The sequence below is a fragment of the Halobellus sp. GM3 genome (genome assembly GCF_052545375.1).
Map to the genome: position 1 here is coordinate 18,027 of NZ_JBQWLT010000018.1, position 9,854 is coordinate 27,880.

Consider the following 9,854-nt stretch of genomic DNA (forward strand, 5'->3'; position numbering starts at 1 on the left):
CTATTTATACTTTTTCACTACTCACTTCGATTGTCTACTCCGATGGGTCCGCTCGGCTCCGAAGCGACTGCCGGCGGACTTTCCCCGTCGTCGTCTTCGGCAGGTCGTCGGTGAACTCGATCTCGCGCGGGTACTCGTACTTCGCCAGCCGGTCCTTGACGTGGGCTTGCAGCTCCGCTTTCAGCTCCGCGTTCGGATCGATCCCGTCTCCGGGCACGATGTACGCCTTCGGAATCTCGCCCCGGGTCTCGTGGGGGGCCCCGATGACGCCGGCGTTCTGGACGGCCTCGTGGGTGAGCAGCACCTCTTCGATCTCCTTCGGGGCGACGCGGTACCCCGAGGTGATGATGATATCGTCGGACCGGGAGTGAAACCGGAAGTACCCGTCTTCGTCGACCGAGACGAGATCGTCCGACAGGAGCCACCCGTCTCGGACGGTTTCGGCCGTCTTCTCCGGCAGCTTGTGGTATTCGAGGAATAGCATCGGATCCCCTTCGTACCGCACGGCCAACTCGCCGATCTCGTGCGGTTCCTCGATCGGATCGAGCGTTTCGGGATCGAGTACGGCGACCTCGTGTCCGACCGAGGGGACGCCGAAGTAGCCGACGCGGTGATCGAGTCCGACCGCGGGGTCGTCACAGATGAGCCCGCCGATCTCCGTCGTCCCGTACCCCTCGATGAACGCGGCGTTCTCGAACGTCTCGGTCACCCAGTTGATGAGGTTCTCGTCGGCGGCCTCCCCGCCCGTGGTGAGCGATTGCAGACTCGTGAGATCGAACCGCTCTCTCGGATCGGCCGTCTGCATCATCATCCGAACGGCCGTCGGCGGCAGGTTCAGGTGCGTGATCCCGAACTCCTCGATGAGCTCGAACTCCGTCTCGGGGTCGAACTTCCCGCCGAGAGAGCCGACGACGGGGAGCCCGTAAAACAGCGCCGGCAGTACCATCCCCGGCAGCGACATGATCCACGACCACTCGGAGACCGTCCGGACGACCTGTTCGTCGGACGTTCGATGACGCTGCAGGCTGAGGAACTGCGGTAGCTCTCCGAGGAGGTGACGGTGCGCGTGGACGACGCCCTTTGGCTGTCCCGTCGTGCCGCTCGTGTAGATGATGAACGCCGGGTCGTCGGCGTTCGTCGCCGCGGTCTCGAACTGCGCCGACTGTCGGTCGACCGCGTCCCAGAAGTTCACCTCGTCTCCCTGATCGAAGTCGTCGTTCGTGATCACCATCTCCAGCGAGTCGACCTCCTCACGCACGGATCTGATCGTGTCGATCGCGCCCCGATCGGCGACGAAGGCGGTCGAGCCGCTGTCTCGCAATCGGTACGTGAGGCCCTCTGAGCCCAGCAAGACGGTGAGCGGGACGGCGACGGCGCCGACTTTGAACGCCGCCAAGTGTGCGACGAGCGACTCGACGCGCTGGGTGCCGTTGACCGCGATCCGATCGCCCGCCTCGATCCCCTGACTCGCGAGGTAGTTCGCGAATCGGTTCGCGTCGCGATCGACCTGTCGGAAGGTGTACGCGGAGCGTTCCCCCGTCGGCCGCTCGACGTACAGGGCGACGCTGTTTCGCTTTTCGTCGGCCCACCGACCGCTGGTGTACGCGGCGATGTTGAACTCTTCGGGGACCTCCCACTCGAACCACGCTTCGATCTCGTCTATGGTCTCGAAGTCCCGCTGATGAAAATAGTACGTTTCGAGGTGTGCGGTGTCTCCCATCGTGCACTGGATACATTCCCGTTCGTATTAAAATTCGGTCGACCCCCCGCGTTCCGTCGAGGTCGGCCCCGAAACTGAACTGTCGGTCCCGACACGGTTACGGGGCGTACTGGTAGTTGACGGAGACGATATTCGCGGATTTCTGCACCTCGTCGGCGAGCGTTTCGCGATAGTCTTCGGCTCGCAATCGGTCCGTCGGACAGACGACGCCGATCGACCCGAGAATGGCCTCACCGACGCGAACCGGTGCAGCAACGGAGCCCATTCCGACGACCTGTTGGTCCCTGTCGATGCCGTATCCCTCTTTCCTGATGGTTTCGAGCTCTGAATCGAGTGTCTCCCGGTCCGTGATCGTATGGTTCGTACGCGCTTCGAGACCGTGTTCGTCGACGATCTGTTCCACGCGCTCGTCATCTAGGTGCGCCAGTATGACTTTCCCACCGGCGTGGGTGTGAATCGGGGTTTTGAGGCCCGGGTAGATGCCGAGACGGAGCGACTCGGCCCCGAACTCCGTGTGCAGAATGACGAACCGTCCCCGCTCCTCGACGTTGACGCTCGCCAGTTCGCCCGTCTTCTCGACGAGCCGTTCGAGTTCGGGTTTCGCGACGTGAAACAGGCGGTTCCGGTATTTCACCTGTCCGCCCAGTTCGAGGAGCCGAAAGCCGAGCCGATACGTTCCGTCCTCGTTGATCACGTACCCCATCGTGCGCAGGGTTCGGAGGTAGTCGTGGACCGTACTCTTGGGGAGGTCCATCTGGCGGGCGAGTTCCGCGACCCCGACCTCCTTGTGCTCTTTGAGCACCTCTATGATCTCGAACGCGCGCTGTATCGTTTTCAGCGGGGGGGCGTCGTCTGACATCTCTGTTCGCTGTCTCGTACCCGGATGACCTAAAGACTACGGTTATTTCGAACGGATAGGAATCCGTGGTTGTGGCGCTCCTTGGACCGATAGACAGCCGTTTACCGGGGGACACGTTGGGCTATCCGCCGCTGGACGCTCCCTGTGCGTTTCAGAGGGCGTGAATTTCTCACTTCCTACGCCCCGTATCTGCTCAGTACAGCGAGTAAATCGAACGCGAGTTCGACGATATCGTTGACTCTCCGACGCTGACGAGTGAGCTGTTGCCCTCTGTACGGACCCGATTGGGGGTGCATTACCGTAACAATAGTACGACTGTTATTTCTTTTGGCAGAACCGATACCAGACCGGCCGAACCGTGTCCACTCTCACCGGCGTTTCCGGTCGATGCATCCGCGCTATCATCGGCGTTTAGGACGGGACCGTCCGGGTAGGACGCCGGATGCGGTTTATTGATCTCTGTTCAGTCTCCGTACCATCACCGAGCGCACGCGGCCGCGGTGTCCGCGCCGAGAGGAATCCACCGGTGCTCGGGTATCCCTCGGCGCGGTCAGTGGTCGGAGCGATACCTCGATCCTCGGGCTTTCGGTTCATACGGCCATATCGAACGGCTCGTTCAGACCACCGCTTCGGTCTCGCATGAGTGCACAAAGCATATATAGACGACCAGTAATACTCCAAGTATGGCTACTTCCGACCAATTGACTGACTCCGCTCACTTCTCGGTCGAGAATATCGGCGGTATCGATCAGACCTCCGTAGACATCCCACCCGGGGTCACGGTGCTCACGGGCAAAAACGCGACGAATCGGACCTCGTTTCTGCGATCGATTATGGCGGCGATGGGGAGTTCCCGCGTCTCGCTCAAAGGCGACGCCGACGAGGGGCGCGTCCAACTGACGCTGGATGACACAACGTACGAGCGAACGCTCAAACGCGCCGGGTCCGGGATCCAATTCGAGGGCGAGGCGTACCTCGACGACCCAGAGGTCGCCGATATGTTCGCCTTCCTACTCGAAACGAACGATGCCCGCCAGGCGGCCGCACGCGGAGAACAACTTCGCGACGTCATTATGCGCCCCGTCGACATCGACGCGATCCGCTCTGAGATCACCCGGCTCGAATCCGAGAAAGGCGACATCAACGACGAACTCGCTCGAATCGAGTCTCGAAAGCGCGAGCTTCCGGACCTCGAACAGCGCCGGACGACCCTCCGCGATCGGATCAGCGAGAAGCGCGCGGAACTGGCCGACCTGGAGGAGGAGATCGACGACAGCAGCCGCGACGTCGAGGAGGGTCGCAAGGAACAGGCCGAACTCGAAGAGAAACTGCAGGAGCTCCGGTCGACGCGCTCGGACCTCGAGTCGGCCCGCCGCAAGATCGAACGGCAGGAAGAGAGCATCTCGTCGCTGAAACGGGAGCGCTCCGACCTCGAATCCGACCTCGAGGAGCTCCCCGAGTCGCCGATGGGCGACCACCGGGACTTGGACTCGGAGATCGATCGCCTGCGGTCGAAGCGACAGGAGCTGAACACGGAGATCAACGAGCTCCGGAGTCTGATCCAGTACAACGAGGAACGACTGGAGGCCGAAGATTACGAACTCCTGCAGGGTGACGGCGGTGCCGCAGCGGGTGGCGACGGCTCGGTCACCGATCAGCTGGTCGGCTCGGACGGGGAGACGGTCGTCTGCTGGACCTGCGGTTCGTCGGTCGAGCGCGGGCAGATCGAATCGACGATCGACCGATTAAAATCGCTCCGCTCGGAGAAGGTCGAGTCCCTCAACGACGTCAAAAGCCAGCTCGACGAGCGGAAAGCCGAGCAGCGGGAGGCGACACAGAAACAGCGCCGCCGGACCGAGATCGAACGGAAACTCGACGACATCGACGCGGAACTCGACCGACGGAACGACCAGATCGAGTCGCTGAAAGACCAGCGTGCAGCGCTCACAGACGACGTCGAGACGCTGGAGTCGGCGGTCGAGAACCTCGAGTCGGCCGACTTCGAGGATATCCTCTCGCTCCACAAGGAGGCGAACCAACTGGAGTTCGAGATCGATAGCCTCGAATCGGACCTCGAGGAGGTAACCGACGAGATCGAAGAGATCGAGGCCGCGGTCGAGCGGGCCGACGAACTTCGAGAGAAGCGCTCGGAGCTCGTTGACGCGCTCACCGACCAGCGAACGAAGATCGACCAGATCGAGGCCGAAGCCGTCGACTCGTTCAACGATCACATGGAGTCGATTCTCGACCTCCTCGGGTACGAGAATATCGAACGCATCTGGATCGAGCGCATCGAAGACTCGAGCGGCCGCGACGTCCAGACGCGCTTCGAGCTGCACATCGTTCGGACGACCGAGAACGGTGCGGCCTACGAGGACACGATCGATCACCTCTCGGAGAGCGAACGAGAGGTCACCGGGCTGATTTTCGCGTTGGCCGGCTACCTCGTCCACGACCTCCACGAGACGGTGCCGTTTATGCTCTTGGACTCGCTGGAGGCGATCGATTCAGACCGAATCGCGGCGCTCGTCGAGTACTTCTCGGATTACGCGACGTTCCTCGTGGTCGCGCTCCTGCCCGAAGACGCGCAGGCGCTCGATGACGAGTTCACGCGTGTGACGTCGATCTGACCGCTCCCGGCGCGATTCGCCCCGTCCCAGTACACTTTTGAGCCTGTTCGTCATAACGCACCTAATGGCAAACACGACCGACAATCGACCGTCGAGCAAGGTGGCGCGGCTGATCGAGGAGTACGATCTGGACGGCCTCGGCGATGAACTGGAAGCGCGCTGGACCGGCGACGGCGTCGAACGGATGAGCCTCCGCGACCTCGCGGACTACTTCAACGAGCGGCTGTTAGAGCAGTCGCTCATCGGGGCGGGGATGAGCGCGCTCGAGAGCGACGTCTCGACGGCCTACCGGAATCTGACCGACGACGACGTCAGTACCGGTGTCCGGACCGACACCCGTAATCGGCTCGAAGAGAACGGCATCGACGTCGGCGGACTGGAGTCGGACTTCGTCAGCTATCAGGCGATCCGCTCGTATCTGACCGAGTACCGCGACGCCGAGTACCGCCAGCTCTCCGACGAGGAGAAGGTCGAAAAGGACCTCCAGAGCATCCAGCGGTTGATGACGCGGACGCTCTCGGTCACCGAAGAGCGGATCGAGAAACTCAGAGAGACCGGTCGGATCGACGCCGACGAGTTCGAGGTGCTGCTCGACGTACAGGTGCTCTGTCAGCGCTGCGGAGAGCAGTACTCGGTCTCGGAGTTTCTCGAGGGGCGCGGATGCGACTGTCAGCGGAGTTCGTAGCGGTCGCCGCGGCTGCCTCCGGACGCACGGTACCCGCTATCGGTCGTCTTCTCGCTCCGATCTCGTCGCTTGGGCCGGGACTCCTTCACGATTCGACAGTACGGTCACCGCTGATTGAGCTTCAGTTCGAGCTCGTTGGCCGCGCCGAGGAGCTGATCGACGATTCCGTCTGCGAGCTGTTGGTCGGTCAGTCTGTTTGCGGGCCCCACGACGCTGATCGCCCCGAGGACGTCGCCGTCGACGATGATCGCCTTGCCGACGGCGCGGGCCCCCTCGACCGCCTCGTGGTCGTTGATCGCGTACCCGCGATCGCGCGTCCGCTCCAGTTCCGCGAAGAGTTCCGCCGGCGTGTCGATGGTCCGCTCGGTCCGGCGTTCGAGCCCGTGCCGGTCGATGATCTGCTCGACCCGCTCCTCGGGGAGGTGCGCGAGGATGCTCTTACCGGAAGCGAGGTGGTGAAGCGGCGAGCGGAGCCCGACTCGGGCGTACGTGTGGACCGCGTGCTCGCCGAGCGCGTAATCGAGATACACCCCTCTGCCGTGTTCTTCGGTCATGAGCCACGCCGCCTCGCCGGTCGTCGTCGCCAGCTGTTCGATCGTCTCCGCGCCGACGTCTGCGATGGGATGTCGATTCCGGGCGGCGATGCCGTGACTGAGGAGACGGAGGCCCAGCGCGTACTTCCCCCCGGTTTTCACCAGGTATTCGAGTTCGTGAAGCGACGAGAGGTAGTCGTGGACAGTGCTCGTCGGGACATCGAGCGCCTCCGTGATTTCCGTCGTTCCCAGCGGTCCCTCCTCCTGTAGAAGTTCGACTATCTCGGAAACCCTGCGGACCGACTGTAGCTTCACCCCATCGGTTGTCATTATCTTACATTGGGCGTGGTCCTGTGGGTACCTTACGCTTGCGATCATCGGGTCTGAGCATACCTTTCCGAGACTGTCGGAAAGACCTTTCCCCTCTATAGACGTATGCGGCGTGGTCTCAACGCCCCGCCGACACCCGATCGTGGAGACAGAAAAACCGCAGTTACCGTCGGAGTCCACCGAAAGTGAAGCATTTCGCGGGGGAATCCGTCGATATATCGAGCCGTTCCGACACGGCGGCGTCCGACGCCGATGTGTCGCCTCCGTGTTCCATCGGACCGATTTTGAGCGTCTGATCGGCACCAAGGCAGGACACTATCATATGTACGCCTGTTATCTTGATGTACTGTTCGACTATACACAACACTTCCCTCTCGGAACGTTTCCGACAGTTTCGGAAACTGGCGCAGTAATCGGGTGGGTAGAACAACACGCGGATTGGCGCGTGGCGCGCGTATGGATCGTCCTCAGCGGCGCGCAGCCGTGAGACTCACCGGAGCGGAGAGCAGCGAGTCGAAAATGGCGCGGTGGTGTCCGTCGGCTTACTCGCCTTTGCGGCGGTCCGGCGAGTACGGAACCTCGCCGACAGTCGCTCGGATCTCGGTCTGTGCGTGTCGTTCGACCTTGGGATTCGGAGAGTCTTCTTCACCCCAGGTGATCGTCACCTCGGTGCCGGGCTCCGCGTGATCAACGTCGATGCTGCAAAGCGAGATGATGGTACCGGCGTCGTACTCGTAGGACCGCGAGTGCGAGAGCCCGACGAGGTCACCGTCTTTCGTCACCTCGTCGTAGTTCGCCCGACCCCATGCGATCCGGGGGAGATCCATGAACTTGTACGTCTCGCCGTCGCCGAAGAGCGACGCGTAGACGTCGACGACGTCGTTTTCGTCCCACGCGAGCGACACGAGGGTTCGGTCGGGGCTCTCGACTTTCGCTTCGAGGGCCTCGCGCCCGACGAAGTCGTGATCGAAGCTGATGAGTTTCTCGTAGCCGAGTTCGATCGGATCCATGTAGTACTCCGAGATTTCGTCGGAGACGAAGCTACCGTCGATGGAGTACGTCGCCTCCCGGCTGTCGGGACCGAGCCACTCGCGGTAGTCGCTCATCGCTTCGACGTCGTAGATCGGCGGCACGCCCGGCGGGACCCAGCCGAGTTTCACCGAGAGCGTGTGGTAGGACTTCGACCCGAGCTGCTCGAGCCCGTGTTCGTCGCCGGCCTCGACGATCGCCTCTCTGACCTGTTCGGCCTGCTCGAAGGGACCGATGAACTCGAACCCGAACTCCGTGGACATGCCGTGGCCCAAGGCGATGGTCTCGACGCCGGCGAGATCGATCGTCTCGAAGCGGTAGAACGGGATCGAATCCAGATCTGCGTCAGTCACCTGCTCGAGAACGGCCCGCGCGTTGGGGCCCTGCACCTGGAAGATGAAGTTCTCGGGGTCGCCCTCGTGGGCGGAGGTCCGCGGCTCCGTTTCGACCGTCGCGTCGTAGTCGCCGGTCTCGAGGTTGTAGCGCACCCAGTTCGCCGACAGCATCCCGCCGCTGTAGAACTCCTCGTCGCCGAGTCGGAGCATCGGGCCGTCGCCGATGATGTGGCCGTTCGGATTGCACATCACGAGCTGTTTCGCGCGGCCGATCTCGTAGCTCTCGAAGCTGTTGACGCTGAGATCACGGAGCAGTTCCTCCGCGTCGGGGCCGGTGACGCGGAGCGAGGTCATGTGGTGTGACAGGTTCGCGAGCGTGCAGGTCTCGGTGACCGCCCGCTGTTCGTCGAGCCAGTTGGTTATCTCGTTCGGAACGACGGGGAAGTTGTCCGTGTAATCGCCGCCCTTCTCTCGAAGTACTCTGACGGGGTCGCCAGACGCCTGAATCTCTTCGGGGTCCATACCACAGAGCGGTCTTTCCACCTACTTAAACGTATGTGAGTCGGCAGGCGTAATGGCGTCGTTTCGACCGTGATTCCCCCCGGCCTACAGATCCAGTAGTCGTTTGATGTTCCCGGAGAAGATCTTCTCGCGGTCGGCCTCGGGGATGTCGAGGTTCTCGATCAACGGGATGATCTCTGTCGTCCAGTATCGGCCTTTGTCGGGGCCGAACGGGTAGTCCGCGCTGTAGACGACGTTGTCGGCGCCGAAGAACTCGAGGCCGCACTCCAGCGGGTAGGACTCGCCCTGACTGCTGACTGCGGTGTCCCCGTAGATCCGGTCGAAGTACGCGTCCAGCGGCTCCGAGAGATCGGCGATCGCGGGGTTCTGGTACATCTCCGGCTCCTCCGTCCGCGTCTGATACCACGAGCGGATCCGACCGATCTGATACGGGAACGACCCGCCGAGGTGGTGTGAGATGATGTCGAGGTTCTTGTGGCGGTCGAGCACGCCCGAGAAGATGAGCCTGGCGAGCGCGATGTTCGTGTCGAACGGCCACGCCAGCATCTTGTAGATCCACGTGTGCGACTGGTCGTAATCGTGCCAGTCGGCGAGCTGCGGGTGGATCCAGATGGGGACGTCGAGGTCGTCGACGGTCGCGTAGAACTCCTCGAACGCCTCGTCGTCGAGCATCCGGCCGCCGATGTTCGAGAAGATCTGGATCCCGTGCATCCCGAGTTCCTCGACGCAGCGGCGGGCCTCGTCGACGTACTCGTCGGTGAGGAACGGGACCGTGCCGGTCGCGATGAACCGGTCCGGGTGCTCGTCGGCGATCCGCTGGATCTCGTTGTTCGCGACGCGCGTGGCCTCCAGTCCGTCGTCGGGGTCGACGCCGTCCCAGATCATCGGCGCCGAGAGGTTGATGACCTGCCTGTCGATCCCGTTCGCATCGAGGTAGTCGATCCGCCCCTCGACGTCGAACATCCGCGGCGCGTTCCGCAGACTCTCGATCTCTGAACTCGGGTGAGCCTCCTCCAACGTGTCGAGCGCCTCGTGCGACATAATGTGCGAAGTCGCGTCTATTATCTCGGGCATCACTCGCGACTCACCGTGAAAATACTTAAATCATCGTGTGCACTCGACGATTTTTTCCGCCCAGACGCAAAGCCTAATAGGATATCTGATAACAATACCCTATGTCACAGCAGGGAGTCGAACACCGCGGGATGTAC

Annotated in this window: 7 protein-coding genes; 2 read left to right on the forward strand and 5 right to left on the reverse strand. The window is 62.2% G+C overall.

What is annotated here, in order from left to right; genetic code table 11:
- Positions 1 to 34: 34 nt before the first annotated feature.
- On the reverse strand, positions 35 to 1,720 hold the full coding sequence (locus ACT3HL_RS17070; protein WP_445087961.1) for an AMP-binding protein: 1,686 nt from the start codon (positions 1,718 to 1,720) through the stop codon (positions 35 to 37).
- Between the two features lie 97 nt (positions 1,721 to 1,817).
- Complete coding sequence (locus tag ACT3HL_RS17075) at positions 1,818 to 2,579, reverse strand: IclR family transcriptional regulator domain-containing protein (protein WP_445087962.1); 762 nt, start codon at positions 2,577 to 2,579, stop codon at positions 1,818 to 1,820.
- Between the two features lie 683 nt (positions 2,580 to 3,262).
- On the opposite strand from ACT3HL_RS17075, the gene ACT3HL_RS17080 reads away from it, so the two are divergent.
- Together ACT3HL_RS17080 and rdfA are read left to right on the forward strand one after the other, a co-directional pair.
- Positions 3,263 to 5,209 (forward strand): archaea-specific SMC-related protein, encoded by a 1,947-nt coding sequence (locus tag ACT3HL_RS17080; RefSeq protein ID WP_445087963.1) that lies wholly within the window; start codon positions 3,263 to 3,265, stop codon positions 5,207 to 5,209.
- Between the two features lie 64 nt (positions 5,210 to 5,273).
- Positions 5,274 to 5,894 carry a rod-determining factor RdfA gene (gene rdfA, locus ACT3HL_RS17085; RefSeq protein ID WP_445087964.1) on the forward strand — a complete coding sequence of 207 codons (621 nt, stop codon included), beginning with the start codon at positions 5,274 to 5,276 and terminating at the stop codon, positions 5,892 to 5,894.
- A 104-nt stretch (positions 5,895 to 5,998) separates the two neighbouring features.
- Here the strand turns inward: rdfA and ACT3HL_RS17090 are convergent, their stop codons facing one another.
- The 3 genes from ACT3HL_RS17090 to ACT3HL_RS17100 all read right to left on the reverse strand — a co-directional run bounded on the left by ACT3HL_RS17090 (position 5,999) and on the right by ACT3HL_RS17100 (position 9,717).
- Positions 5,999 to 6,757 (reverse strand): IclR family transcriptional regulator domain-containing protein, encoded by a 759-nt coding sequence (locus ACT3HL_RS17090; RefSeq protein WP_445087965.1) that lies wholly within the window; start codon positions 6,755 to 6,757, stop codon positions 5,999 to 6,001.
- Between the two features lie 542 nt (positions 6,758 to 7,299).
- Positions 7,300 to 8,643 (reverse strand): aminomethyl transferase family protein, encoded by a 1,344-nt coding sequence (locus ACT3HL_RS17095; protein ID WP_445087966.1) that lies wholly within the window; start codon positions 8,641 to 8,643, stop codon positions 7,300 to 7,302.
- An 84-nt stretch (positions 8,644 to 8,727) separates the two neighbouring features.
- Positions 8,728 to 9,717 carry an amidohydrolase family protein gene (locus ACT3HL_RS17100; protein WP_445087967.1) on the reverse strand — a complete coding sequence of 330 codons (990 nt, stop codon included), beginning with the start codon at positions 9,715 to 9,717 and terminating at the stop codon, positions 8,728 to 8,730.
- Positions 9,718 to 9,854 lie beyond the last annotated feature (137 nt).